The following is a 25,312-nucleotide window of genomic DNA, read 5'->3' on the forward strand; positions in this document are numbered from 1 at the left end:
TCGTTGACGGAGCCAGGGCGCACGAATCGGGTGCGGGTCTACGCTTCGGTCCGTCCTGCATCCACGAATGGAGGCCCCCGTCGGATCGGATGAACCCAGTCGATGCGGCCCATCACGCGCCATCGCAGGATATAGGGCTTTCTTCAAATAGCCAGCGCTGGTGTTCCATAACGCGTACTCCGGCACAAATAATCGCGAGGCGGTGACTGCTTTGTGTTGGTCATCGCGATTGCCGCGTGCGCCGCATGCCTCCTTTGTTTTGCCGGAGTCACATTGCAGAAAGGGCGTTCATGCCTCTTTCATTCGCGCGCGCGTTAACGCGAATGCCATCTTCGATCCGATTCGACGGTGGTTTTCCCGGGAAACGACGAGTCGTCATCGTGCCGCGGGTTCCTTTTCGCCCCTGCCGCAGGGCAGAGGGGTGCCACGTCCGGGCGGGCGCATCCCGGTGCGACAATGCCGGCATGCCGCTCGACGCACGTCCGCTCGCCATCGCCATCATGGGTCCGACCGCGTCGGGCAAGACGGCGTTCGCGCTCGACGTGGCCGAGCGCGTTGGAGGGGAGATCGTCAGCGTCGATTCGGCGCTGGTCTACCGCGGCCTCGACATCGGAGCGGCCAAGCCCACGATCGACGAGCAGGCGCGCGCCCCGCATCACCTGCTGGACGTGCGCGATCCGTGGCAGCCCTATTCCGCGGCCGAGTTCGCGGAGGATGCACGGCGCGCGCTGGACGGCATCGTCGCGCGTGGCCGGATGCCGATCCTGGCCGGCGGTACCGGGCTGTATTTCCAGGCCGTGCTTGACGGGCTGGCGGCGATGCCGGCGGCGGATGCCGTGCTGCGGGCCGACATCGCCGTGCAGGCGCAGGCGCGTGGCTGGCGAGCACTGCATGCCGAACTGGCGCAGGTCGATCCCGCCGCGGCCGCCCGCATCCACGCCACCGACCCCCAACGCATCCAGCGGGCACTGGAGGTGTACCGCCTGACCGGCAAACCGATCAGCGCGTGGCAGCAGGAGGCCCGGGGCGCGCGCCTGCCGTTCCGCGTGCTGAAGCTGGTGCTGGCGCCCGCCGATCGCGCCGTGCTGCACGAACGCATCGCTCGGCGCTTCGATGCGATGCTCGAACAGGGATTCCTCGACGAAGTGCGCCACCTGCGCGCGCTTCCCAGCATGCAGATGGTCGCGGCCCCGCTCGAGCTGCCGGCGGTACGTGCCGTCGGCTATCGCCAGGCTTGGGAGTATCTGGACGGGCAGGGCAGTGCGGCGGATTTCCGCGAACGCGCCATCGCCGCCACCCGCCAGCTCGCCAAGCGCCAGTTGACCTGGCTGCGCGGCGGGCTGGACGCCCGCTGGTTCGATCCGGCCACCGACCGCGCCCGCCTGGACGCGGCCCTGGGGCTGTTTCTGCCCGCATCGTGAGCCGTTCGGCTCGCATTCTCCGGAATTGGGACCTGCTGCCTGACTCGGCAACGCCTCCGTGGGCCGATGTTGTGTAACATCGGGGCTTCCGGGCGGCAGGGGAGCAGTTCGCCGGCCCGGTATGGCAGCACATACCTAACTATAAGAACGCAAGGCGGGAGTACGTCATGTCCAAGGGGCAATCCCTGCAGGATCCTTTCCTGAATGCACTGCGGCGCGAGCGCGTCCCGGTGTCGGTCTACCTGGTCAACGGCATCAAGCTGCAGGGCACCATCGAATCCTTCGACCAGTTCGTGGTCCTGCTGCGCAACACGGTCAGCCAGATGGTCTACAAGCACGCCATTTCCACCGTCGTGCCGGCGCGCAACGTGCGCGTGGGTCCGGGCGGCGGCTATGTGCAGCAGGGCGACGAGGACGCGGAAGGCGTCGACGACGAAACCGCGTGATAATGCGTGCCTCGATTGAAGAGGCACGACCCCATTGTTTGAAAGATCCCGCAAGGGCGAGCATGCGCTGCTGATCCAGCCGCATGCCGGCGGCCGTCCCGACGACGGCCTCACCGAAGAGTTCAGCGACCTGGCGCGCTCGGCCGGCGCCACCATTGCCGCGCTGCTGACCGCGCGCATCGACCGGCCCAATCCCTCCACGCTGATCGGCAGCGGCAAGCTGGAGGAAGTGAAGGCGGCTGCCGATGCGACGGGTGCCGACCTGATCCTGGTCAACTTCCCGCTGTCGCCGGGCCAGGAACGCAACCTCGAAAAATTCCTCGAGCGCCGCGTACTCGACCGCACCGGGCTGATCCTCGACATCTTCGCCCAGCGCGCACGCAGCCATGAAGGCAAGTTGCAGGTGGAACTGGCGCAGCTGCGGCACATGGCCACGCGGCTGGTCCGCGGCTGGACCCACCTGGAGCGGCAGCGCGGCGGTTCCATCGGCCTGCGCGGCCCCGGCGAAACCCAGTTGGAAACCGACCGCCGCCTGCTGCAGAAGCGCGTCGAGCAATTGCAGAAGCGGCTGGAAAAAGTGGAAGTGCAGCGCACCCAGATGCGCCGCGCCCGCGTGCGCAGCGAACTGCCGCGCGTGGCGCTGGTCGGTTACACCAACGCCGGCAAGTCCACGCTGTTCAACGTGCTGACCGGCGCCGAGGCCTACGCGGCCGACCAGCTGTTCGCCACGCTGGATCCGACCGTGCGCCGCATCGATCTGCCGGGCGGCGCGGTGGTGCTGGCCGACACCGTCGGCTTCGTCCGTGACCTGCCGCACGAACTGGTCGCCGCCTTCCGCTCCACCCTGAGCGAAGCGCGTGAGGCCGACCTGCTGCTGCACGTCATCGATGCCGCCGATCCGCACCGCGAGGAACGCATCGCTCAGGTGGATGAGGTGCTGCAGGAAATCGGCGCCGGCGACCTGCCGCAGATGCTGGTGTTCAACAAGATCGACCGTATCGAAGGCGCGGCCCCGCGCCATGACCAGCCCGACCCTGGGGTCGACGAAGGCGATGCGCCCAGCGCCGGCATGGGCCGCGAGCGCGTGTGGCTGTCGGCCCGCGATGGAGAGGGCATCGACCTGTTGAAGGGCGCGCTGGCGCAGCGGCTGGGCTTCCAGCGTGTCCGCGGCGAACTGCACCTGCCTGCGAATTCCGCGCGCCTGCGTTCGCGCCTGCACGCGCTGGGCGCCGTGCTGGCCGAGGATTTCGAAGAACAGGGCTGGCGCGTCACCGTCGACCTTGCCCTGGCCGATGCGCAGCGGCTGGCGTCGCAAGCCGGCGGGCATCCGCTGGAAGCCCTGCTGCCACAGGCGGAGCGGGAAGACTGGCAGTAGGGCGCAGGCGGCTTTCTGTAGGAGCGACGTCAGTCGCGACCGCACGGCCACCGTCTACTCGGAAAGCCGGTGGTTCTCCTTCCAGGCGCGCTGCGGCGCGTTCCTGTTCCTGCAGGGGGCACCTCCATCGGGGCGCGGTCGCGACTGACGTCGCTCCTACAAAAGAGTGGCGGGCCATGACCTCCCGGCCTTGCCTCCCGGCCGGGCCGTCCCTATCTAGTAGAATCGAAACCTGCGCCGGCCCCGGGCCGCGCGAATCTTTCAGAATGGAGTGGGCATGGCCTGGAACACCCCTGGCAGCGGCAGCGGCGGATCTGGCAACAACGGCAACCGGAACAACAGCGGCAGGCCGCGCAATCCGCGAGGGGGCGGCATCGACGATCTGGTCGAGCGCCTGCGCGGGCTGTTCGGCGGCATCGGCGGCGGTGGCAATCCGCTGCGTTGGGTGCTCCTCGGCATTGCGTTGCTGGTGCTGTTCTCCAGCTTCCAGCTGATCGGCGAACAGGACCGTGGCGTCGTGCTGCGCTTCGGCCAGTATGCGCGCACCATGCAGCCCGGCCCGAACTTCAAGTTCCCCTGGCCGATCGAAAGCGTCACCAAGGTCAACGCCACCGGCGTGCGCACCTTCAGCAACAGCCTGCCGGTGCTGACGCGCGATGAGAACATCATCACCGTCTCGTTCAACGTGCAGTACCGCGTGGGCGATCCCAAGCTGTTCCTGTTCGGCACCACCGATGCCACCCGCGTGCTGGAACAGACCGCGCAGAGCGCGGTGCGCGAAGTGATCGGCCGCTCCGACCTGGATGCGGCGCTGAACAACCGTGGTCCGCTGTCCGCCACCGCCGGCACCGCGCTGCAGGCCTCGCTCGAGGCCTACCGCACCGGTCTGGTGGTCACGGAACTGAGCCTGCAGGACGCGCGTCCGCCGGAGGCCGTCAAGCCGGCGTTCGACGAGGTCAACAGCGCGCAGCAGGAGAACGAGCGGCTGGTGTCGCAGGCGCGTGCCGTCGCGGCCCGCATCGTGCCCGAGGCGCGCGGCGACGCGCAGCAGATCCGTACCCAGGCCGAAGGCTACAAGACCGCGTCCATCGCCAAGGCGACCGGTGATGCCACCCGTTTCAGCCTGCTGCTGGACGAGTACCGCAACGCGCCGGAAGTCACCCGCAAGCGCCTGTGGCTGGATACCGTGCAGCAGGTGCTGGCTGGCAACCGCAAGGTGGTCGGTGGCGACAGCCGCCAGCTGATCTATGTGCCGATGGGCAATGCGCCGGCGACGGCGCAGCCGCCGGCCGGTGTCATTCCCACCGAGGTGCTGCCGCAGGTCGAAAGCACCCCGTCCAGTTCCCGCAATTCGGCGCGTAGCCCACGCCCGGCCGGCCGTGAGGAGGCGCAGCCATGAGGAATTCATTGATCGTCGGCATCGCCGTGGCCGTGCTGCTGGGCCTGATGGGTTCGGTGTACGTGGTGCGCGAAGGGCAGGTGGGCCTGGTGCTCAACCTTGGTCGCGTGGTGCGCAGCGAGATCGGCCCCGGCCTGCATTTCAAGCTGCCGCTGGTGGAAACCGCACGCGTCTTCGACCGCCGCTTCACCGCCAACGAGTTCCCGCCGGAGCGTTCGCTGACGTCGGAGCGCAAGGACGTCAGCGTCGATTTCATCGCCATCGGCTTCATCGTCAACGCGGCGGACTTCTACCGCGCCACCGGCGGCCAGGCCGAACTGGCCACCGAGCGACTGGCGCCGATCATCAAGGAATCGCTGCGCAACGAGATCAACTCGCGCACGCTGACGCAGCTGGTGTCGGGCAACCGCAACGAGCTGATCGAGAAGCAGCTGCCGGGCATCAACGCCGGCGCCAAGAACCTGGGCATGCAGGTGGTCGACATCCGCTTCAAGCAGATCGACCTGCCCACCGACAGCGAAGTCATCGACCAGGTCTACAACCGCATGCGCGCCGAACGCACGCAGGTGGCCAGTGCGCTGCGCGCGCAGGGCGCGGAGCAGGCGAGGATCGTCGAGGCGCAGGCCAACCGCGATGTCGCGGTGCTGCTGGCCGAAGCCGAGCGCGATGCGCAGAAGCTGCGCGGTGAAGGCGATGCCGAAGCCGCCCGCATCTACGGTGCCGCCGCCAACCGCGATGCATCCTTCTACGCCTTCCAGCGCAGCCTCGAGGCCTACCGCGCCTCGTTCAAGGACGGGCAGGGCGTGATCGTGCTGGACAAGAACGACCCGTTCCTGCAGTACATGCGCAGCGATCGCTGAGTGGGATTCCCCGGCCGCCCAAGGGCGGCCGGTTTCGTTCGACCCGCCTGTAACGCCCGCCGCCATCGCCCGCCGCGGCGATGAAGGAAGTCTCCATGTCCGAACTCTGGTCTGCCCTGTGCCTGGTCACTATCCTCGAAGGCCTGGTGCTGTTTGCCATCCCCGCCAGTTGGAAGCGCGCCGCGTTGCAACTGCTGCAGTTGAGCGATGGCCACGTGCGTGCGGTGGGTGGGTTCATACTCATCTTCGGGCTGACGTGGCTGTGGGTGTTGAAGCGCTGAGGGAGCGCTTGCGGCGTGGCCTTCGCGGCATCGGACGGGAAGCACCCTTCATCCGCCTTCGGCACCTTCTCCCCGCTTCGCAGGGAGAAGGGAGCGATCACGGCTTCGCTGTTTCTTGCTGCTTCGCAAGGGGAAGCGAGCAATCAAGACGTCGCTGTCTCCCGGCTGCGCAGCGAGAAGGGAGTCGTCACGGCTGCCGGCTTTTCCTTCTCCCCGCTTGCGGGGAGAAGGTGGCCGGAGGCCGGATGAGGGGCGAGCGCGGTGAGGATCGCCGCCAGCACCGCGTCCGTCTCGCGCAGCACGTCATCGTTCCAGAACCGCAGCACGTCGAATCCTTCGTGCTTGAGGTGCTCGGTACGCGTGCGGTCGTATTGCCGCCGTTCGAGATGCTGGCTCCCGTCCAGTTCGATCACCAGCCCCGCCTCCAGGCACGCGAAGTCGGCGAAGTAGGGGCCGATCCGGTGCTGGCGGCGGAATTTCCATCCCTGCAGGCGGCGGTTTCGCAATCGCCACCACAGCCGCCGCTCGGCTTCGGTCTGTTCGCGGCGTAGATGCCGCTCGCGTTCGTGGTCCAGGGTGCTGCGCATGGGCGGTCTCCGATGGGTTGGAAACAGCGTCGATGACACCTGAGGTCGATGGGATCGGGGAAGGGCGTATATGCGGATAGGAAAGCGCCCCTCATCCGCCCTCCGGGCACCTTCTCCCCGCTTCGCAGGGAGAAGGCATGGTCAAGGCTTCGCTTCTTCCTGCTCCCCTGTCCGCGGGGAGCGCGGGTTGATCATGGCGCCGCGCTTTCCTTCTCCTCGCCTCGCAGGGGGGCGTTTCCTTCTCCCCGCAGGCGGGGAGAAGGTGGCCGGAGGTCGGATGAGGGGCCGCTCTTCGCGCCAATCCTGAACACGCCAGCGTGCCTCCGCCAAGGTAGCCCCCGTCCCCGGAAACCCGGATAATGCACAAAAGCCGGACGGGCTCCCCGCGTGGGACCGCCGGCTTTTTCCGTGTCTGGACCCGGCGTGGCGGGCGGCTCCCCGATGGAGCCTGCCGGCATCAACGGCGTTGCGGACCAGCACGACCCTTCCGGCGGCCCCGATGGCCGCCACCAATCGAGGAGTTACCCGTCATGGGTCAGTCAGTCGTCGTTCTCGGCGCCCAGTGGGGCGATGAAGGCAAGGGCAAGATCGTCGATCTGCTTACCGAGGAAATCGGTGCCGTCGTCCGTTTCCAGGGCGGCCACAATGCCGGCCACACGCTGGTCATCGGTGGCAAGAAGACCGTGCTCCACCTGATCCCGTCGGGCATCCTGCGCCCCGACGCGCTGTGCCTGATCGGCAACGGCGTGGTGCTGTCGCCGGCCGCGCTGATCAAGGAGATCGACGAACTGGAATCGGCGGGCGTGGAAGTACGTTCGCGCCTGAAGATCTCGCCGGCCACGCCGCTGATCATGCCGTACCACATCGCCCTGGATCAGGCGCGCGAGAAGGCCGCCGGCGGCAAGGCCATCGGCACGACCGGTCGCGGCATCGGCCCGGCCTACGAAGACAAGGTGGCGCGTCGTGGCATCCGCGTGGCCGACCTGCATTACCCCAAGCAGTTGGAAGAGCTGCTGCGCACCGCGCTGGATTACCACAACTTCGTGCTGACCAAGTACCTGGGCGTGGATGCGGTCGATTTCCAGAAGACCTACGACGAAGCGCTCGCGTTCGGCGACTACGTGCAGCCGATGAAGTCCGACGTGGCCGGCATCCTGCACGACCTGCGCAAGCAAGGTAAGCGCGTGCTGTTCGAAGGCGCGCAGGGCGCGCTGCTCGACATCGACCACGGCACCTACCCCTACGTCACCAGTTCCAACACCACCGTCGGCGGCGCGTTCGCCGGCACCGGCGTGGGCGCGGACGCGATCGACTACGTGCTGGGCATCTGCAAGGCCTACGCCACGCGCGTGGGCGGCGGTCCGTTCCCCACCGAACTGGACGATGACGTGGGCCAGGGCATCCGCGACCGCGGCCAGGAATACGGTGCCTCCACCGGCCGTCCGCGCCGCTGCGGCTGGATGGACATCGTCGCGCTGAAGCGCGCCGTCGCCATCAACGGCATTTCCGGCCTGTGCATCACCAAGCTCGACGTGCTGGACGGCATGGAGAAGCTGAAGATCTGCATCGCCTACGAGTACCGTGGCAAGCGCACCGAGTACGCGCCGCTCGATGCCGGTGGCTGGGAAGAATGCACGCCGGTGTACCTGGAGTTCCCGGGCTGGGACGAGAATACCCACGGCGTCACCGAGTGGGACAAGCTGCCGCCGGCCGCACGCGCCTACCTGCGCGCGCTGGAGGAACTTTCCGGCTGCCCGCTGGCCATCGTCAGCACCGGTCCGGATCGCGACCACACGATGGTGCTGCAGGACCCGTTCGCATAACCGGACGTGCGTTCATGCACGGGCTGTCCTGTCATCGCATGACAGCCCGACATGATGGGGTGTGCACGGATGGCACGCCGCATCGAAAGGAAGCCCCGCGAATGCGGGGTTTTTTCATGCGCTGACGGTCGCCGGTTCCTGCGGCACCGCTGCGGTAGAGGTATCCCTTCCCCATGGTTGCGCCTGCGTCGGCCTCCCCGTGCCGTCCTTGCACGTGCGCGCCTGTTTTTCGAGCTGCCCCCCCATGCATGATCCCAACGACCGCGCGCACGACGACCTGACGGCGGACGATGCCGCGTCGCCGTCCTTCACCCTCGACCGCCGCGACCCCGCACCCGTGGAAGATCCCACTGTCTTGCGCTCGGGCTTGTCGCGCGCGCAGCTCGACACCCTGGAAACGATGGAGAGCTTCCGCTGGCGGCTGGCCTTCGTGCGTTGGCCGGTGTTCGAGGCCCCGATCCCGGTGTTGTTCAACCGCGACGGCACCCGCTATGTGGTGATCCGGGAAGACGGCAGCCTCGACGAACGTCCCACGCTGCAGTTGCGCGACTGACCGGGTTGGCGCGCTTTGCGCGTACCCGTCCGCAAACCCCGCATGCGTGGGCCGGCGACAACCGGTGTACGGCCTGTTTCCGGCACGCGCCTTGCATCGCGCACCACGACCCTCGATCGCGGCCGCATGTGGCCGCTATCCCTGCAGGCGTCGCTCGCAATCGCCGGAGTCTCCCCCGATGTACCGCAATGCTGCCCGTGCCGCCGTCATCACCGGCCCCTGGCCCTCTCCCGCGCCGGCCGCACCCGAACGCCGCAAGCCTGTGCCTGAGCAGGATGCCGACGCGCTGCGCGCAGGCCTCACGCCCGCGCAGTTGATGACGCTGGAAGCGTTGGAGATCTTCAAGTGGCGCCTCGCGTTCGTGCGTCGCCCGCTGTTCCGCACGCCCATTCCGGTGCTGTTCGACCGCGACGACACGCGGCATGTCGTCATCGAGGAAGACGGCACGCTCAACGAGCAGCCGACCCTGCAATTGCGCGTCTGACACGCGGCGATGGGTCGCGGAGGATTTCTGCCCGCATCGCTGAATCGTGTATGGACACGGCATCTCCCTCCTCACGTTTTGTTCCGGTCGGCCGATACAGGGTGTAACCCTTCGCGTGCCCGTGGCACGCATGTACTTCCCACGCCATCAGGAGCCTTTCACCGGATGACGGATCCGCATCGCCCCCGCGATCCCGCCGAGCCCGGCAACCCCGGCGCCGCACCCCGCAGCCCGGAGCGCCGCACCGGCGCGCCGACGATGGACGACGTCACGCTGCTGGCCGGCCTCACGCCCGCACAGCGGGTTACCGTGGAGACGATGGAGGCCTTCCACTGGCGCCTCGGGTTCGTCCGTCGCCCGCTGTTCAAGAGTCCCATCCCCGTGCTGTTCAACCGCGAAGGCGACCGTTTCGTCGTGGTCAACGAAGACGGCACCATCGATGAGCATCCGGCGTTGACGTTGCGGGATTGACGGAAGCCCGACGCGTGCGGCAATTCCGCGCATCCTCGGCCTGTCCGTTGTTCGCGAATGGCGAGCGGCATCATCACGCGGGGCCGGCCACACACGAGACACGTGCGAGACGCGTTCCTTTCTTGCGATACAGGACCGCATCGCCATGGCGTTTCAGGACGGCTGGGGCGCACCGACGGCCGTTCTCGAAGCCGATCCCGACCCGCTCCCACATCCCGGATACCTCGACGAACTGTATCGAGGGGCCTTTCTTCCGGGCGTATTCCCTGAACAGCAGCCCTCGCTGGCGATCACCCCCTGCCAAGTTTCACGGGTCGCGCACGTCGTCGGGCGGTAGGGTCACGCATCGCCATCAGAAACAGCACGCTTTCATGGACAGTTCCTTGATGGCAGGTGGTGCGCACGCCCCCGCGGAGCAGCGCGTTCGCCTGTACGAAACCCTGCTGCAGACTACCCCCGACCTGGTCTACATGTGGGACCTGCAGCACCGCTTCACCTACGCCAATGCGGCCTTGTTGGCGATGTGGGGCATGACCTGGGACGAGGCCATCGGCAAGACCTGCCTGGAGATCGGCTACGAACCCTGGCATGCCGCCATGCACGACCGCGAGATCGACGACGTGGTCGCCACCCGCCGGCCAGTGCGCGGCGACGTCCCGTTCAACGGCACCAACGGTCGCCGCATCTACGACTACCTGCTGGTGCCGGTGATCGGCCCGGACGGCGAGGTCGAAGCCGTCGCCGGCACCACCCGCGACGTCACCGAGCGCAAGCTGCACGAAGAGGCGCGCCGCCAGAGCGAGGAGCGACTCAGCGCGATGGTCAACGCCACGTCCGATCTGGTCTACCGCACCAACCACGACTGGACCGAAGTGGACGTCGTCGGCGGCAGCCTGCTGCTGGGCCGGCACGGCTCGCTGACCCCCGACTGGCTGGACGTGCTGGTCCATCCCGACGACCGCGCCCTGGTGGCCGATGCCGTCGCGCAGGCGCAGGCCACGCAGACCACGTTCAAGGCCGAGCACCGCGTGCGCAGCGACACCGGCGAGTGGGCGTGGCTGTCTTCGCGCGCGGTGCCGATCCGGCCGCTGGGTGGCCAGGTGACCGAGTGGTTCGGTGCCGCCACCGACATCACCGAGCGCAAGCAGCACGAGGAACACCAGCGCCTGCTGGTCAACGAACTCAACCATCGGGTCAAGAACACCTTGGCCATCGTGCAGTCGATGGCGGTGCAGACGCTGCGCAACACCGGCAACCCCGCGCTGGCGGCGGAGCGGTTCGAGGCACGGCTGCACGCGCTGGCGCAGGCGCACGACATCCTCACGCGCACGTATTGGGAAAGCGCGCAGATCGAGGAGATCGTCCGTGCCGCGGTGGCGCCGTGCCTGCAGGACGACGCGGAGCGCTTCGTCATCCGCGGCCCGCGCGTCGATCTTGACCCGCAGCGTGCGCTGGCGCTGTCGATGGCGCTGCACGAGCTGTGCACCAACGCCATGAAGTACGGCGCGCTTTCGACACCCGTTGGCCGCATCGACATCCAGTGGGTCCACGATGCGCATGACGGCCGGTCGCGGCTGGTGCTGTGCTGGGAGGAACGCGATGGTCCGCCGGTCGTCACTCCGGCGCAGCGCGGCTACGGCTCACGCCTGATCGAGCGCGGCCTGCGCCACGACCTGCGCGGCGACGTCGACCTGACCTTCGCGCCAACCGGTGTCGTCTGCCGCATCACCGCCCCCCTTCGCAGCAAGGAGCTGCCTGCATGAGCACAGCCACCCACCGTTCCATCTTCATCGTCGAAGACGAGTTCATGCTGGTGATGTTGCTGGAAGACCTGTTGCCGGCGATCGGCTATACGGTTGCCGGCACTGCCGGGTCGGTCGAGGCGGCGCTGGAACAGCTGGAGACGCTCGACGTGGACCTGGCGGTGGTGGACGTGAACCTGGCGGGGACCGAATCGTTTCCGGTGGCCGACGCGTTGCGCGCACGCGGCGTGCCGTTCGTGTTCACCACCGGCTACGGACAGGAAGGCCTGCCCGCACGTTATGCCGGCACGCCCGTACTGGCGAAGCCTTTCCGCCGGCATGACCTTGAAGCGGCGCTGTCGCGCCTGCAGCCGGCGCGCTGACCGCCGGCTCAGCCAGCGCCGTATTCGGCGCCATGCACGTAACTGACGCCAAGCCGGCGCGACAGGCCATGCAGGCGACGCAACGCCGAAGAACGCAGGTGCATCGGTGCCTGATCGTAGACCTGCGTCCACAATGCACGCAGGAAGGCGTGGGGATCGCCGATATCGGCGCCGGTGAGGACCAGGATTTCCGCGTCGGACAGGCGCGCGTCGATACGTTCTTGGCAGAGCATGCGGCGACGGTAGTGGCGCGCATGTAAAGACGCCGTCGGTACACGGTGCATGCATTCATCCCGCAGTCGATTCCGGCACCGCGTGACTGTGCGCTGAAAATGCGGACGTCGCCCTCACGGATCGCGAACGCATCGGCGGCGAGGCTGTTCGCACACGATTGCGAGGAAGCGGCCATGACCCGCGCACCATCGACGCACGACACGCACGACACGCACGCGTCGAATGCCGTAGAGCGGCAACGCCGTCCCGACGGTCCGCTCGCGCCCGGCGAATCGCCCGGCAAGCGCACCAACGAAACGCGCAACGACCCGGACGTCGAACCCGGCGCCGGCGAAGGCCAACCCCGCCACCATGCCAACCCCCTCTAGGACCCACAGGAGCCACCATGACGCCTCTCGACAAAGCACTGCGACGCGAACTCACCATCGGCGACAAGCCGTACACGCTGACCATCGATCCCGACGGCCTGAAGCTGGTGGAGAAAGGGCGACGCAATGGCGTGGAAGTTCGCTGGAGCGATCTGGTATCCGGCAATGCCGGACCGGCGGCGGCCTCGCGTGCGTCCACTACGAACGACTGACGGCGCCGTGCCCGTCGCATCGGAGTACATGATGATGAGTGCGCATGCCCCATCGCTCATGCCGACGCCGCCGGGTACACCGACACCTCCCGGAAAGCCGTCACCGCCCGGCACGCCGTCCGAACCTGGCAAGCCCAGTACACCGGGCACGCCGAGCGATCCCTACCAGCCGGGCGATCCGCAGGTGCCGCCGATGCCGCGCGACCCCGGCGACCCCGGGGATGTGCCCGGTGGTCCGGACCAGCCACGCGGAGAGCCATCCCACATCGATGATCCGCGCGATCCGCGCAGCATCGCCGACTGATCCGCGTGCGGGTGGCGGAACGATCGAATCCGCCCGCGCGGTGAAACGAAGAGGAAGACCGGATGACCGTAGGCCTCACCACTCGACACCGGGAGCAAGAAGGAGTGCTCATGCGACTTGCCGACTTCATACATGCGAACACCGAGCGCATTCTCGAAGACGCCGTGGAGTTCGCCATCACCCAGGCGCCACCCGGCGTGCATTTCGATGTCAAGACGCTGCGCAACGACATCCCGCTGATCCTGCGCGCCATCGTGCTGGACCTGCGTACCGCGCAAAGCCCCGCGCAGCAGCGCGCCAAGGCGGAAGGCCGCGCACCGGCCGCGCCCGGCCAGGAGTCGGCCGCCACCAGTCATGGACGCAGCCGTGCCGATGATGGCTTTGGCGTCAACCAGATGATTGCCGAGTACCGCGCGCTGCGCGCATCGGTGCTGCGGCTGTGGGCAGCGGACCAGGCGCTCGTCGCCGATTCCATCGAGGACATGATCCGCTTCAATGAAGCGATCGACCAGGCCGTCGCCGAATCGCTGCTCGAATTCTCGCGCACGGTGGAGTCCTGGCGCCATGTCTTCCTGGGCGCGCTGGGGCATGATCTGCGCGGACCGCTGGGTGCCGTGGTCGGCACCGCGGACATGCTGGTGGACAGCACGAAGGGCACGCCGCATGCGCGGCAGGCGGAACGCATCCTCAGCGGTGGTCTGCAACTCGGCCGCCTGGTCGACGGCCTGCTGGATTACAGCAAGAGCACGCTGGGCGGCGGCATGCACCTGCAACGCGCGACGTGCGACCTGGGCGAGGCGATCGCGGAGGAGATCGACCTGCTCCGCGTATCGTTTCCCGAGGCCTCCATGTCGCTGCGGGTTGAGGGCGACACGTGCGGCGACTTCGACGATGCGCGCGTCCGTGAAGCGGTCCATAACCTGGTGACCAACGCCGCGAAGTACGGCGATGTACACGGTGGGATCGGCGTGTCGGTCGCGGGCGCTGGCGAGCGGGTGCGGATCGCCGTGGTCAACGCCGGCGAGTCGCTGTCGGGCGATGCGCTCAACGCCCTGTTCGATCCGTTGCGGCGCGGCTCCAGGGCCGCGAACAAGGGTGAGCATTCCAGCCTGGGGCTCGGCCTGTTCATCGTGCGCGAGATCGCCAACGCGCACGGCGGCGACGTGACGGCCGGTTCGGGCGATGGCAGCACGACGTTCGTCATCACGCTGCCGCGCGACGGCCGTCGCGGAGAAGTTCCGCAACATCGATAAGCGCAGGCGCGGCGCATCGTGCGGGCGATGCGCCGCGGATTCATCGCGTGTTGTCGAAATGCGGGCACTCCGGTCACGGTGTGCTCACCAACATGACCCGGCTGCACATCGCTATCACCTGCAATGCGGAGTATCGGGATCACGCCGCGCACGGCGCTTGGTCTTTGTCCGTGCCGGCATGGCGCGATGCATGTCGCTTCGCGCCATCACTTCGGAGGATCCCCAGATGACACGCGATACTTCACAACGCGATGCAAACCGTGACCCCATCAGCGGCGCGCCGGGTTCGCACCCGGTCGGCGTCGGCGTTGGTGGCGCTGCAGGCGGCCTGGCCGCCGGCGCGGTGGCCGGCACCGTGTTCGGTCCCATCGGTACGTTGATCGGTGCGGCGGCCGGCACCGTGATCGGCGCCGCCGCTGGCAAGGGCGTGGCCGAACGCATCGATCCCACCGGGGAAGCCGACTACTGGCGCGAGGCGGCGCCGACACGCCCCTATTACTCGGGCGAGCATGATTTCCAGCGCGACTACGCGGGCGTGTACCACGCCGGTGCGGTAGCGCGCGGCGAGTATCCGGAACAGTCGTGGGAAGACACCGAGCGTCGCCTGCAGGCCGGCTGGGAAGCGCGTCGCGGCGAATCGCGCCTGGACTGGGAGCGTGCACGCCCGGCATTGCAGGAGGCGTGGGAGCGTGCGGATCGCACCTACGGTGCGTACGCGCAGAGCGACGATACGTTCGCCAAGCGCTTCGACCAGGCCCCGTATCGCCAGGACGGCGACGCGTTCGACGACTACCGGTCGGCGTACCGGTATGGCACGTACGCGCGCGGCCAGTACAGCGATCGCACGTGGGACAACAGCCTGGCCTCGGACCTCGAGCGCGGCTGGGAGCGCGCCCGCGGCGGTTCCCGCCTGACGTGGGAACGCGCGAAGCATGCCGTCGCCGACGCGTTCACCCTCGACCGCCAGAAGCCGCACTGATCCGTCGCGCGCCTCATCCACGAGGGCGGGGCGCGCAAGGGGGATGTCATGACCCCTACCGCGCGGATGACGCCGTCACCGAACCGTTGCGCGCCGCGGTCGATGCATGGCCGGGAACGGTGGTGCTGGAATTCGGCGCGCCGTGGTGCGGGCACTGCCAGGTCGCGCACCCCTGCGTGCAGGCCTGGTTGTCGGGACGCGCGGACCTCGCCCACCTCAAGGTGGATGACGGCAAGGGACGCCCGCTGGGCCGGTCGTTCGGGGTGACGCGGTGGCCGACCCTGATCGTGCTGGAAGGAGGACGTGAGCGTGCCCGCGTGGTGCGTCCGACGCGGGCCTCCGACCTGGATCCGCAGCGGGACGCGACCACCGAATGAGGCGTGGCCGCTCGCCTTCGTAACGCCGGTTCGTAACGCGCATTTCGCCTGCATGACCTGCCGGTGCAGGTTCCCGCGTGGAAAGGAGAAGGGAATTCTGTGACCTGATCGCCACTCTGGCGCTCGGCTCGGCAGTTTGCCGCCGGACGGCATCATGCTGGCGCACACGCGGTCGCTATAGCCGTCAGGAGTGGGAGCGCGAAGGACGTTCCATGGAAGCAGGACTCATCGCGACCTATGTGCCGCACCTGGTGGCCACCTCGTTCGTGGTGGCCGTCGTCGCGTCGTATGCGGCGCTGAAAACGACCGGGCGCATCCGCGCCAGCGATACCGTGGCGCGGCGCTGGTGGCTGGCCGGCGGTGCGCTGGCCATGGGCATCGGCGTGTGGTCCATGCACTTCATCGGCATGCTGGCGCTGCGCCTGCCGATCCGGCTGGGTTACGACATCGGCATCACCTTGCTGTCGCTGGCGATGGCGGTGGCCGCCAGCGGTTATGCCCTGTGGCTGGTCACCCGCGACGACGTCACCCGGCTGAGGCTGCTGAGCGGTGCGGTGGTGATGGGCCTGGGCATCGCCGCGATGCATTACGTCGGCATGGCGGCGATGCGGATGAATCCGGACATCATCTACCGACCGTCGTGGTTCGTCGCGTCGCTGCTGATCGCCATCGTCGCCGCCGGCGCCGCGCTCGCCATTGCATACCGCCTGCGCGACAACGCACGCCACGAACGCCTGCACCGTGCGCTCGCCGCCGGCGTAATGGGCGTGGCCATCGTGGGGATGCACTACACCGGCATGGCCGCCGCGCATTTCCCCGCCGGTTCGATCTGCAGTGCCGCGCTGCGCGATGGCCTGTCGCCCGATTCGCTGGCTTGGCTGGTAGTGGTGGTGAACACCGCCGTGCTGGGGACGGCGATCGGCGCGAGTGCGCTGGACCGGCTGCTGCACGACCGCACCGCGCGCCTGTCCGATTCGCTGCAGCAGGCCAACCGCCAGCTGACCCACCTGGCGATGCACGACGCGCTGACCGGGCTGCCGAACCGGCTGCTGCTGATCGACGCGCTGCAGGAGCGCATCGTGCAAGTGCAGTTGCAGGGCGGGCGCTTCGCCGTGCTGTTCATCGACCTGGACGGCTTCAAGGGCGTCAACGATGCATTCGGCCACCACGTGGGCGATGCGCTGCTGGCGCGCGTGGCGGACACGATGCGGCGCATGGCGCAGCCGGGCGACACCGTGGCCCGGCTCGGGGGCGACGAGTTCGTCATGGTCACGCCGGTATCGCAGGTGGGCGAAGCCACCGCACGCGGTGAGCGCCTGCTCGCCAGCCTGGCCGAGTCGGCGCGACTGGCGGAAAACGACGACGTGGCGGTCAGCGCCAGTGTCGGCATCGCGCTGTATCCCGGCGATGGCGAGGATGCGCAGGCGCTGATCGCGCACGCCGACGCCGCGATGTATTACATCAAGCAGGCCGGCCGCAACGGACTGGCGCTGTATGCGCCGTCGATGGGCGACGAAGTGCAGGGCCAGCTGCAGCTGACGTACGAACTGCGCAAGGCGCTGGAACGCAGCCAACTGGTGCTGCACTACCAGCCGCAGGTGCGTGCGCAGGACAACGGCATGGCCGGCATGGAGGCGCTGGTGCGCTGGCAGCATCCCCGACAGGGCCTGGTGATGCCGGACCGGTTCATCGCATTGGCCGAACGCGTGGGCCTGATCGTCGACCTGGGCCAGTGGGTGCTCGATGAAGCCTGCCGGCAATGGGCGGCATGGCGGCGCGCGGGTGCGCGCGTTCCCACGGTGTCGGTGAACCTGTCGCCAGTGCAGGTGCGCGGCGACTACCTGGTGGCGCAGGTGGCCTCGGCGATGCGCCGGCACGGCCTGCCGCCGGGCGCGCTGACACTGGAGATCACCGAATCGATGGCGATGCTCGAACCCGAGCGCACGGTCGATGTACTCACGCAACTGGTGGCGGTGGGCGCGCGCATCTCGGTGGACGATTTCGGCACCGGCTATTCCAGCCTGTCGTACCTGGCCTACCTGCCGGCGCACGAAATGAAGATCGATCGCCTGTTCGTGCGGCAGATGACCACCGGCTCGCGCCACGCCGCGATCGTGCAGTCGGTGGTGATGCTCGGCCAGCAACTCGGACTCGAGGTGGTGGCGGAGGGCGTGGAAACACTGGAGCAGAAGCAGATGCTGGTGGCGATGGGGTGCAATCGCCTGCAGGGGTACTACATCGGCAAGCCGCGTGCGGTGGAGGACATGTCCATCCACCCCTTGCAGGAAGCAGCCACGGCCTGGGGGACGCACGGGTAGCAGGTGCGCCGCGCGCCCCGGAGGCGCAGAAGGCGGAAAAAAGAAAGGCGCCTGCAGCCTCGTCGCTGCAGGCGCCGGTGGCACCTGTCCCGGGGGAGCGGGTGCACTTAGCGGTAGATGCGCTCGCAACGGCGCTCGACGACGCGGTCGCCCTTGTGCTCCTGGCTGTTGCCCTGCACCTTGCGGCCGATCGCGCCACCGGCGACCGCACCGCCCACGGTGGCGACCTTCTTGCCGTTGCCGCTGCCGACCTGGTTGCCCAGCAGCCCGCCAACGACCGCTCCGATGGCGGTGCCGGCGACGCGGTTCGGGTCACGGCTGTTCTTGTGTACTTCCACGTTGCGGCATTCGACCTTGCTGCCATCGCTGAAACGGCGCCCCTCGTCTGCCGGACCATAGGTCTGCGCAGCGGCTGCGGACATCACCGACAGCAGGCCGAGCGACAGCAGGACACGTGAGGTGGTCATGACGGATCTCCTTGGCTGGGTATTGCGGGGCCAGCCTGCGCCGCCCGATGCGAACGAGCAGTGAAAAACACCTCACGCAAGCTGGGGCATTCATGCAGCGGTTCAACGGCCGTGACGTACGCATGACAAAGATGAGGGCGACCTGACAGATGGCGCGCAATATTGACGGGAGCACCACGTCGGCACGCTTACCGTTTTCCATACACCCCAGGAGCACGCCATGCATACGCCCGAGGAACTGGAAAGGAAATTGTGGAAGGCGATCAAGTCCGATCGCACCGTGATGATCGGTCTCGACGGTGGCGAAGATGGCCATACACGGCCGATGACCGCATTGCTCGAGCATGAGGGCAGGGGACCGCTGTGGATTTTCACCGCCACCGACAACATGCTGGCGCAACGCACGCGCTCGCCGCAACGCGCGGTGGCGACGTTCGCCTCGATGGGGCACGACATTTTCGCCAGCCTCCAGGGGGTGGTGGTGCGCGATGACGATCGCGCTGTCATCGAACGTCTCTGGAATCCCTTCGTCGCGGCCTGGTATGAAGGAGGAAAAGATGATCCGAAGCTCGCATTGCTGCGCTTCGACGCCGAGCACGCCGAGATATGGCTCAACGAGCAGAGCCTGCTCGCCGGTGTGAAGATGCTGCTCGGCGTGGACCCGAAAGAGGATTACCAGGACAAGGTGGCGGACGTCGACCTGCGCGGATGACGTCGATGCGCGGATAGGCCGGAAGTCATGCGTTCCCCAACGGCGCATGACTCCGACCGTTGGCGTGTGGCCGGCGTCTGCGCCGGCGCGCGTGATCCAATGCAACCGATGCGCTGGAACAGGGGCCACGCATGCGGTGGATCAGTCCCGGAAGCCCGCCCCATGTTGCCGTACTCGCAAACCCATCTGTACAACCTGCTGGACCGCCTGGATACCAGCGACGCCCGCACCACCGGTCAACTCGAAGCCCTTACCGTGTGGGTGGCCGCCCTGGTGCAAAACCACCCCGACGGTGATCGCCTGCGGGCATCGGCGCAGGCACTGTCCGCCCGCAATCCGTTCCGGGCGCTGTGCCAGCATCAGGAAGAAGTCGCCGCCTACGATGCCACGTTCTGCCAGTTGCAATCGCTGGCTGCGCCGCTGGAGGTAATTCCACGCATCCGCACGTCGTTCCCGCCAAACGCATGACACGGTTCTCTCCCGATGCAGGACGGCGGCGCGTACGTCGACGCCATGAAAGAAGCCCGGTGGAGATCGCGCCGATGTGCGCCACCGGCATGCTGGCGGCTGCGACGTTGGCCGTCGTGACGTTTGCCGCGCCTGCCGCGCTGCTCGCGTCGCGCGAGTCGGCCGATGCCGGATGCGGCTTCCACGCGCTGATCGACTCCCGCAAGGAGGGAACGCGTGGCTGAGGCCACGCGTTCCGTCGTCGCACAACGATGAAGCAGGTACCGTGCCAGCGATCCTTCGGACGGGGACGCACATGCAGCCAGGCTGGACGAAGCTGGGGCTTCGCACAACGGTACCGGTGTGGCCGCCGTGGCTGTTACCGCTGGATCCGGCTCGCTGCAGAAGCAGCATCGACCACGCCGGAAGTGTCGCGTGCGGTTTGCGAACACCATGTCAACGTATCGGTCCGGTGCGGCGGGAATTGCGGGCCGGGTCACATGTGAGCGTGAACATGCGCTGTCCTGCGCTTCGGTTCGCTGGTCGTGGCGTGACTACTCCGCCTCCAGCTTCTTGCGCATGCGCGCGTAGTCGCGGCGGTACTGGCGCGCCAGCTGCGTTTTCTTCGTGGTGCTGAGGATGCGGCCGGAGACCTGGAAGAATTTCCTTTCCTCCTCGCGCAGGTGGTGGTGCACCTTCTCCGACAGTTCGCGCGCCTTCTTCAGCCACGCGGCATGGCGCGGATCGAGCGACTGGATGTCCTCGACCAGCTCGTCGATCTCGTGGTGTTCGTGCAGCGCGTGGCGCGATGAATCCAGGCCACGGTCGTCCATCAGGATCGGTGCGTAGAGGAAGCGTTCCTCGGCGGCGGCATGCGCGGCCAGTTCGATGCGCAGCGCAGTGAACAGGTCCAGCCGTTCGCGCGTGCCGGGCTTGGACCGCAGCAGGCGGCGGCACAGCGAGCGCTGCGTCTCGTGGCTTTCATGCAGCGCGTCGTAGATGGATTCAGGCATGTGCGGAGTTCCTGGCGACGGCGGGTAACGGGATCAGGGAAGGGTGCGGACCTTGGGTTCGCGCGCGTACTGGCGCGTGCGCGCGGCCTTGATGAAGCCGGCGGTGTCGGAGGCCTTCACCACGCCGGCATCCTTGCCGATGGCGGCCACCTTGATGATCGCCGCCGCGCCATCGTCGTGCGCGATGGCCTTCAGGTGGCCGAAGGCATCGCGCACCCAGTCCACGGCTGCGGCTTCCGATGCGAGCGCCTTGCCGGCAGTGTCCGACAGCACCAGCGCCACGGCGTCGAATACGGTGGAAGGCGTGCCGGCCAACTGCCCGTCCGCCGCCAGGCGTTTGCCGTTGTGCAGTTTCGCACCGCCGATTTTCGGCGCGACGATCTTCACCTGTGCGCCGTCCGCTTCCGCCGCCTTGCGCAGCGCGGCGATCGCGGCGGCATCGGAGCCGTCGTCCACCAGGAGGCCGACGCAGCGACCCTTCAGCGTGGACTTCATCTTGCCGATGATCTGCAACGCGGGCGAAGGTGGCATGTCGCGGGGTTGCACGGTCGTCGGCGGAGCCGGCGGCAGCGCATCCAGGCCGAGGCCAGCGGCGACGCGTCTGGCGAGATCGGCATCAATGTGGCGCAGGTGGCCGACGATGGCCTCGCGCACGTGGGGTGTCTCCACCTTCGACAGTTCGAAGACGAGCGCTGCCGCCATGTGCGCCTGTTCCGGCGCGGTCTGGCTGCGGAAGAACAGCCGCGCCTGGCTGTAGTGGTCGGCAAAGCTCTCCGGCCGCACGCGTCCCTTGCGGCCGTCGGCCATGCTCGCATGGCTGCGGAACCCGGCCGGCGTTTCGCGCGGCGTGTCCGGCTGCAGGCTGCTGGGTTCGTAGTTCACCCGACCCTTCGGCACCTGCATCTGCATGTGGCCGTCGCGCTGCAGGTTGGCGAACGGACACTTGGGGGCGTTGACCGGAATCTGGTGGAAGTTGGGTCCGCCCAGGCGCGAGAGCTGCGTGTCCAGGTACGAGAACAGACGGCCCTGCAGCAGCGGGTCGTTGCTGAAGTCGATACCGGGCACGATGTTGGCCGGGCAGTAGGCGGCCTGCTCGGTCTCGGCGAAGAAGTTGTCCGGCCAGCGGTCCAGCACCATGCGGCCGATCACCGTCAGCGGCACCAGTTCTTCCGGAATCAGCTTGGTCGGATCGAGATGGTCGAACGGGAAGGCGTCGGCCTGTTCCTCGGTGAACAGTTGCACGGCCAGCTCCCACTCGGGGAAGTCGCCTTTCTGGATGGCCTCGAACAGGTCGCGGCGGTGGAAGTCGTTGTCGGCGGCCTGCAGCTTCACCGCCTCGTCCCAGACGGTGGACTGGATGCCGAGTGTCGGACGCCAGTGGAACTTGACGAAGGTACTGTTGCCCTTGGCGTCGAGCAGGCGAAAGCTGTGCACGCCGAAGCCTTCGATCATCCGCAGCGAACGCGGAATCGTGCGGTCGCTCATCGCCCACATGACCATGTGGAAGGCTTCCGGCGTCAGCGAGATGAAATCCCAGAACGTGTCGTGCGCGCTGCCGGCCTGCGGGTAGCCGCGATCCGGTTCCATCTTCACCGAATGCACCAGGTCTGGGAACTTCATCGCATCCTGGATGAAGAACACCGGGATGTTGTTGCCCACCAGGTCCCAGTTGCCCTCCTGCGTGTAGAACTTCACCGCGAAGCCACGTACGTCGCGCGGCGTGTCCACCGATCCGGCACCGCCGGCCACGGTGGAGAAGCGGCAGAACACCGGCGTGCGCACGCCGGTCTCGGTGAGCACGCGTGCGGTGGTGTATTTCTTCAGCGACTTCGTCAGCTCGAAATAGCCGTGCGCGCCGGTGCCACGGGCGTGGACGATGCGCTCGGGGATGCGCTCGTGATCGAAGTGCGTGATCTTCTCGCGCAGGATGAAGTCCTCCAGCAGCGTCGGCCCCCGGTCGTGCGCGCGCAGCGAGTTCTGGTTGTCGCCGACCGGGATGCCCTGGTTGGTGGTCAACGGCGGATGCCTGCCGCCGGCGGTGACGTGCAGTTCGCCCCCTTGGCCGGGCACCGCGGCGCCTGTCTTGGCCTTGGGGGTGGACGCGGATTTCGCGGAGGATTTGCGCGCAGCCATCTGGGGTCTCCTGGACGACGTGGCGGCCGTCCGTGCTGGAGGCCTTGGCGCATTCGATCATCCGCGCTGTCGCGTGCAGGCCATGTCATGGCCGTTGACGGCGGGCAGACACGCGGTCGCGGACACTGGCTGTCCGCGTTCAATGCCATCACTGTCGGCTCTTCACCCCGAGGATCGCACCATGGAAACCCAGGAACTGCATCGAGGCCGCCTGATCGACCACATCCAGCTGGTCGTGCGCGACCTGGATGCCAGCAGGACGTTTTATCGCGCCGTGTTCGAGGTACTCGGCGTGCCGATGGGCGGTGAGGAGGAGGGCTACTTCTGGGCGGACGAGCTGTTCGTCTGCACCGCCGACAGCGAGGCGGCGGATGGCGTGTTGACCGGTCGCCACCATCTGGCGTTCCAGGCGCAGGATCGCGCGATGGTGGACCGTTTCCACGAAGTCGCGCTGGCGCATGGCGGCAAGGACAACGGCGCGCCGGGACTGCGCGATTACCATCCGGGCTACTACGGCGCGTTCGTGCTGGACCCGGATGGCAACAACATCGAAGCGGTCTTCCACGGTGAAGCGAAGCGCAGCGCCGCTTCGGTGAAGATCGAGTTCTGATGTATGCCTCCCTCTCCCTGCGCGAGCGGGGAGAGGGTGCCGAAGGCGGGTGAGGGGCGAACGAAGTCCGGTTGCATGAGTACCGCAGCACGGTGGAGTTTGCGCTAGCCCCTCATCCGCCCCCGTATCAAGTACGGGGCAGGCTCTCCGGGCACCTTCTCCCCGCCTCGCGGGGAGAAGGAAACACAAGGCTTACACGAACATGCCGCCCGAGACTTCGATGCGCTGTGCGTTGATCCAGCCAGCGCCCGGGGACAGCAGCAGGGCGACGGCGCCGCCGATGTCGTCGGGCAATCCGACGCGGCCCAGCGCGGTCTGCTCCGCAACGAACGCATTGAGCTCGGCGTTGTCGCGCACGGCGCCGCCGCCGAAGTCGGTTTCGATCGCGCCGGGCGCAATGATGTTCACCGCGATGCCACGTGCGCCGAGTTCCTTGGCCTGATAGCGCGTCAGCACCTCCATCGCGCCCTTCATCGCTGCATACGCTGCGTAGCCGGGCAAGGCAAAGCGGGCGAGGCCCGAGGAGATGTTGACGATGCGGCCGCCGTCGGCGAGCAGCGGCAGCAGGGTCTGGGTCAGGAAGAACGGGCCTTTGAGGTGCACGTCGACCAGCGCGTCGAACTGGGCGCGGGTGGTCTCGGCGAAGCCCGCGTGCACGCCCATCCCGGCGTTGTTGACCAGGTGGTCGAACCGTTCTCGACCCCATGCAGTGAGTCGGGTACGCACGGCATCGGCGAAGGTGTCGAATACATCGCTCTGGCCGACGTCGAGCGGCAGCGCGGCAGCGCGCTGGCCGAGGGCTTCGATCTCGGCGACGACAGCCTCGGCTTCGGCCTGCTGGCTGCGGTAGGTCAGCAGCACGTCGTGGCCCTGGCGGGCAACGGCGAAGGCCATGGCGCGGCCGAGACCGCGGCTGCCGCCGGTGATCAGGGTGAGGGGAGCGGATTTCGTGGTCATGGTGGGACTCCAGTCGGGGAAGGCGGTGGTTGCACCGTGCGGTCACTGTATTGGGCGGTGATCATGGGATAAATCGGCTTACACTGATTGGACCGTTCGCGATCAGCGAACAATCACGAGCGTCGCCATGAATCGCCTTGATGCCATGCAGGCCTTCATGCGGGTGGCCGAGATGGCCAGCTTCACCCGCGCCGCCGACAGCCTGGGCCTGCCCAAGGCCAGCGTGTCGACCGCCGTGCAGCAACTGGAAGCCTGGCTGGGCACGCAACTGCTGCACCGGACCACCCGGCGCGTGCAGATGACCCAGGACGGACAGGCGTTCTACGAACGCTGCCGCGACCTGTTGGCCGACATGGACGAGGTGCAGCACCTGTTCGCGCGCACGCCGCAGGCGTTGCGGGGCCGTCTGCGCGTGGACATGCCGGCGCGCTTCGCCCGCCACTTCGTGCTGCCGCACCTGCCGGATTTCCTCCATGCGCACCCGCAGCTGGAACTGGAACTGAGCTGCACGGACCGCCGTGTCGACGTGGTGCGTGAGGGCTTCGACTGTGTGCTGCGCGTGGGCGCGCTGGCCGACACCAGCCTGATCGCGCGACCGCTGGGCCAGTTGCGCGTGGTGACCTGCGCCAGCCCGGTCTACCTGCAGCGGCATGGCGTGCCGTCATCGCCGGAGGACCTGCACGCGCACCGGCTGATCCATTACGCCAGCACCTTCGGCGGCAAACCGGACGGCTGGGAATACTGGGATGGCGCGCGCTACGCGAGCGTGCCGATGGAAGGCGCGCTGACGGTCAACAGTTCCGATGCCTACGAAGCCGCCTGCATGGCCGGCCTCGGCTTGATCCAGGCGCCGGTCGCGGGTCTGCGCACGCTGGTGGAGCAGGGGCTGCTGGTGGAGGTGCTGCCGCAGTACGCCGCCGAGCCGATGCCGGTGACGTTGCTGTACGCGCATCGCCGCCATCTGCCGCAGCGCGTGCAGGCTTTCATGGCGTGGCTGGCGGAGACCGTGCAGCCGCACCTGCAACCGAACTGATGCGTGTCCGCTGTATTCGTGGGAGCGACGTCAGTCGCGACGATACCTCGGGGGAACGGCGAAAGGCTTC

At 67.6% G+C, this 25,312-nt stretch carries 29 protein-coding genes and 2 pseudogenes; 25 read left to right on the forward strand and 6 right to left on the reverse strand.

The window, feature by feature from the left end:
* Positions 1-464 precede the first annotated feature (464 nt).
* From miaA to V7060_RS02945, 6 genes are all read left to right on the forward strand, one after another.
* The gene (gene miaA, locus V7060_RS02920) at positions 465-1,421 is read left to right on the forward strand and encodes a tRNA (adenosine(37)-N6)-dimethylallyltransferase MiaA (RefSeq protein ID WP_334177765.1); all 957 of its coding nucleotides are present in this window, start codon (positions 465-467) and stop codon (positions 1,419-1,421) included.
* A 167-nt stretch (positions 1,422-1,588) separates the two neighbouring features.
* The gene (gene hfq / locus V7060_RS02925) at positions 1,589-1,867 is read left to right on the forward strand and encodes an RNA chaperone Hfq (RefSeq protein ID WP_162336232.1); all 279 of its coding nucleotides are present in this window, start codon (positions 1,589-1,591) and stop codon (positions 1,865-1,867) included.
* Between the two features lie 34 nt (positions 1,868-1,901).
* Positions 1,902-3,242 (forward strand): ribosome rescue GTPase HflX, encoded by a 1,341-nt coding sequence (gene hflX / locus V7060_RS02930; protein WP_334177766.1) that lies wholly within the window; start codon positions 1,902-1,904, stop codon positions 3,240-3,242.
* Between the two features lie 277 nt (positions 3,243-3,519).
* Positions 3,520-4,641, forward strand: a complete 1,122-nt coding sequence (hflK, locus tag V7060_RS02935; RefSeq protein WP_334177767.1) for an FtsH protease activity modulator HflK — start codon at positions 3,520-3,522, stop codon at positions 4,639-4,641.
* Entirely contained in the window at positions 4,638-5,501 is an 864-nt protein-coding gene (hflC, locus tag V7060_RS02940; RefSeq protein WP_334177768.1) for a protease modulator HflC, read from the forward strand. Before hflK ends, hflC begins: the two co-directional genes overlap by 4 nt.
* A gap of 95 nt (positions 5,502-5,596) precedes the next feature.
* Positions 5,597-5,782, forward strand: a complete 186-nt coding sequence (locus tag V7060_RS02945; protein WP_334177769.1) for a DUF2065 family protein — start codon at positions 5,597-5,599, stop codon at positions 5,780-5,782.
* A 143-nt stretch (positions 5,783-5,925) separates the two neighbouring features.
* On the opposite strand, the gene V7060_RS02950 is transcribed toward V7060_RS02945, so the two are convergent.
* Entirely contained in the window at positions 5,926-6,369 is a 444-nt protein-coding gene (locus V7060_RS02950) for a DUF559 domain-containing protein (protein ID WP_334177770.1), read from the reverse strand.
* Between the two features lie 530 nt (positions 6,370-6,899).
* Between V7060_RS02950 and V7060_RS02955 the strand changes: the two genes are divergently transcribed.
* The 7 genes and pseudogenes from V7060_RS02955 (at position 6,900) to V7060_RS02985 (ending at position 11,825) form a co-directional block, all read left to right on the forward strand.
* A complete protein-coding gene (locus V7060_RS02955; RefSeq protein ID WP_334177771.1) occupies positions 6,900-8,192 on the forward strand; it encodes an adenylosuccinate synthase in 1,293 nt (430 codons plus the stop codon).
* A 244-nt stretch (positions 8,193-8,436) separates the two neighbouring features.
* Complete coding sequence (locus V7060_RS02960; RefSeq protein ID WP_334177772.1) at positions 8,437-8,745, forward strand: hypothetical protein; 309 nt, start codon at positions 8,437-8,439, stop codon at positions 8,743-8,745.
* A gap of 178 nt (positions 8,746-8,923) precedes the next feature.
* The gene (locus V7060_RS02965; protein ID WP_334177773.1) at positions 8,924-9,229 is read left to right on the forward strand and encodes a hypothetical protein; all 306 of its coding nucleotides are present in this window, start codon (positions 8,924-8,926) and stop codon (positions 9,227-9,229) included.
* Positions 9,230-9,394: 165 nt separating this feature from the next.
* Positions 9,395-9,700, forward strand: coding sequence for a hypothetical protein (locus V7060_RS02970; protein WP_334177774.1), 306 nt, complete (start codon positions 9,395-9,397; stop codon positions 9,698-9,700).
* A 386-nt stretch (positions 9,701-10,086) separates the two neighbouring features.
* A pseudogene (locus V7060_RS02975) lies at positions 10,087-10,479 on the forward strand (PAS domain-containing protein); the annotation flags it as partial.
* 147 nt (positions 10,480-10,626) lie between these two features.
* Positions 10,627-11,463: pseudogene (locus V7060_RS02980) on the forward strand (HWE histidine kinase domain-containing protein); the annotation flags it as partial.
* Positions 11,460-11,825 carry a response regulator gene (locus tag V7060_RS02985; RefSeq protein WP_334177775.1) on the forward strand — a complete coding sequence of 122 codons (366 nt, stop codon included), beginning with the start codon at positions 11,460-11,462 and terminating at the stop codon, positions 11,823-11,825. The pseudogene V7060_RS02980 and the gene V7060_RS02985, both read left to right, overlap by 4 nt.
* 8 nt (positions 11,826-11,833) lie before the next feature.
* Here the strand turns inward: V7060_RS02985 and V7060_RS02990 are convergent, their stop codons facing one another.
* Positions 11,834-12,109 carry a hypothetical protein gene (locus tag V7060_RS02990; protein WP_334177776.1) on the reverse strand — a complete coding sequence of 92 codons (276 nt, stop codon included), beginning with the start codon at positions 12,107-12,109 and terminating at the stop codon, positions 11,834-11,836.
* Positions 12,110-12,232: 123 nt separating this feature from the next.
* Between V7060_RS02990 and V7060_RS02995 the strand changes: the two genes are divergently transcribed.
* The 7 genes from V7060_RS02995 to V7060_RS03025 all read left to right on the forward strand — a co-directional run bounded on the left by V7060_RS02995 (position 12,233) and on the right by V7060_RS03025 (position 17,870).
* The gene (locus V7060_RS02995; RefSeq protein WP_334177777.1) at positions 12,233-12,427 is read left to right on the forward strand and encodes a hypothetical protein; all 195 of its coding nucleotides are present in this window, start codon (positions 12,233-12,235) and stop codon (positions 12,425-12,427) included.
* A gap of 17 nt (positions 12,428-12,444) precedes the next feature.
* The gene (locus tag V7060_RS03000; RefSeq protein WP_334177778.1) at positions 12,445-12,639 is read left to right on the forward strand and encodes a hypothetical protein; all 195 of its coding nucleotides are present in this window, start codon (positions 12,445-12,447) and stop codon (positions 12,637-12,639) included.
* Positions 12,640-12,673: 34 nt separating this feature from the next.
* Entirely contained in the window at positions 12,674-12,943 is a 270-nt protein-coding gene (locus V7060_RS03005) for a hypothetical protein (protein ID WP_334177779.1), read from the forward strand.
* A 110-nt stretch (positions 12,944-13,053) separates the two neighbouring features.
* The gene (locus V7060_RS03010) at positions 13,054-14,196 is read left to right on the forward strand and encodes a HAMP domain-containing sensor histidine kinase (RefSeq protein WP_334177780.1); all 1,143 of its coding nucleotides are present in this window, start codon (positions 13,054-13,056) and stop codon (positions 14,194-14,196) included.
* A gap of 226 nt (positions 14,197-14,422) precedes the next feature.
* Positions 14,423-15,175, forward strand: coding sequence for a hypothetical protein (locus V7060_RS03015; RefSeq protein ID WP_334177781.1), 753 nt, complete (start codon positions 14,423-14,425; stop codon positions 15,173-15,175).
* Between the two features lie 119 nt (positions 15,176-15,294).
* Positions 15,295-15,552: a thioredoxin family protein gene (locus V7060_RS03020; RefSeq protein ID WP_334177782.1), complete on the forward strand. Its 258-nt coding sequence runs from the start codon at positions 15,295-15,297 to the stop codon at positions 15,550-15,552.
* A 212-nt stretch (positions 15,553-15,764) separates the two neighbouring features.
* A complete protein-coding gene (locus V7060_RS03025) occupies positions 15,765-17,870 on the forward strand; it encodes a bifunctional diguanylate cyclase/phosphodiesterase (RefSeq protein WP_334177783.1) in 2,106 nt (701 codons plus the stop codon).
* Positions 17,871-17,977: 107 nt separating this feature from the next.
* Here V7060_RS03025 and V7060_RS03030 read toward each other — a convergent pair whose 3' ends face one another.
* Entirely contained in the window at positions 17,978-18,337 is a 360-nt protein-coding gene (locus V7060_RS03030) for a glycine zipper 2TM domain-containing protein (protein ID WP_334177784.1), read from the reverse strand.
* Between the two features lie 220 nt (positions 18,338-18,557).
* On the opposite strand from V7060_RS03030, the gene V7060_RS03035 reads away from it, so the two are divergent.
* From V7060_RS03035 to V7060_RS03045, 3 genes are all read left to right on the forward strand, one after another.
* Positions 18,558-19,049, forward strand: a complete 492-nt coding sequence (locus V7060_RS03035; protein WP_334177785.1) for a pyridoxamine 5'-phosphate oxidase family protein — start codon at positions 18,558-18,560, stop codon at positions 19,047-19,049.
* 162 nt (positions 19,050-19,211) lie between these two features.
* Positions 19,212-19,517 carry a hypothetical protein gene (locus V7060_RS03040; protein ID WP_334177786.1) on the forward strand — a complete coding sequence of 102 codons (306 nt, stop codon included), beginning with the start codon at positions 19,212-19,214 and terminating at the stop codon, positions 19,515-19,517.
* Positions 19,518-19,576: 59 nt separating this feature from the next.
* On the forward strand, positions 19,577-19,741 hold the full coding sequence (locus V7060_RS03045; protein ID WP_334177787.1) for a hypothetical protein: 165 nt from the start codon (positions 19,577-19,579) through the stop codon (positions 19,739-19,741).
* 309 nt (positions 19,742-20,050) lie between these two features.
* Here V7060_RS03045 and V7060_RS03050 read toward each other — a convergent pair whose 3' ends face one another.
* Together V7060_RS03050 and V7060_RS03055 are read right to left on the reverse strand one after the other, a co-directional pair.
* A complete protein-coding gene (locus V7060_RS03050) occupies positions 20,051-20,509 on the reverse strand; it encodes a hemerythrin domain-containing protein (RefSeq protein WP_334177788.1) in 459 nt (152 codons plus the stop codon).
* A gap of 33 nt (positions 20,510-20,542) precedes the next feature.
* The gene (locus tag V7060_RS03055; RefSeq protein WP_334177789.1) at positions 20,543-22,642 is read right to left on the reverse strand and encodes a catalase; all 2,100 of its coding nucleotides are present in this window, start codon (positions 22,640-22,642) and stop codon (positions 20,543-20,545) included.
* A gap of 181 nt (positions 22,643-22,823) precedes the next feature.
* On the opposite strand from V7060_RS03055, the gene V7060_RS03060 reads away from it, so the two are divergent.
* Positions 22,824-23,252, forward strand: coding sequence for a VOC family protein (locus V7060_RS03060; RefSeq protein WP_334177790.1), 429 nt, complete (start codon positions 22,824-22,826; stop codon positions 23,250-23,252).
* A gap of 192 nt (positions 23,253-23,444) precedes the next feature.
* On the opposite strand, the gene V7060_RS03065 is transcribed toward V7060_RS03060, so the two are convergent.
* The gene (locus tag V7060_RS03065; protein ID WP_334177791.1) at positions 23,445-24,209 is read right to left on the reverse strand and encodes an SDR family oxidoreductase; all 765 of its coding nucleotides are present in this window, start codon (positions 24,207-24,209) and stop codon (positions 23,445-23,447) included.
* A 127-nt stretch (positions 24,210-24,336) separates the two neighbouring features.
* On the opposite strand from V7060_RS03065, the gene V7060_RS03070 reads away from it, so the two are divergent.
* Positions 24,337-25,242 carry a LysR family transcriptional regulator gene (locus V7060_RS03070; protein WP_334177792.1) on the forward strand — a complete coding sequence of 302 codons (906 nt, stop codon included), beginning with the start codon at positions 24,337-24,339 and terminating at the stop codon, positions 25,240-25,242.
* Positions 25,243-25,312: the final 70 nt, after the last annotated feature.

The sequence above is a fragment of the Pseudoxanthomonas sp. genome, assembly GCF_036845285.1.
Classification (GTDB): domain Bacteria; phylum Pseudomonadota; class Gammaproteobacteria; order Xanthomonadales; family Xanthomonadaceae; genus Pseudoxanthomonas_A.